Origin of the sequence: Pantoea sp. GbtcB22 (genome assembly GCF_019091025.1) — a bacterium.
Lineage (GTDB): Bacteria > Pseudomonadota > Gammaproteobacteria > Enterobacterales > Enterobacteriaceae > Pantoea > Pantoea leporis.
On sequence record NZ_JAGXKB010001096.1, the window covers coordinates 1 to 228 of the forward strand.

Sequence of the window (228 nt, forward strand, 5' to 3'; positions counted from 1 at the left end):
AATCATCATCTTATGGCACTTAAAAAATTGGGTGGAAGTCTGGCACTCACTCCTATCAGCGAACTGCGTGTCGGCTACGGATTAACCCGTCTAGATCACTTTTCAACGTTAACGCGCAAAGGACTGGGTATTGTCGGTAATTCACTTGCAGGTAGCGGTGTTATGTTTGCTACGTTACGGCTTATAGCGCTAACTCTGAGCGGTGCAACGAAAGACGAAACGCAGCCG

1 pseudogene is annotated in these 228 nt (G+C 47.8%); it reads left to right on the plus strand.

Annotated features, from left to right (window positions below):
* Positions 1–12 precede the first annotated feature (12 nt).
* Positions 13–228: pseudogene (locus KVT28_RS27625) on the plus strand (hydrolase); the annotation flags it as partial.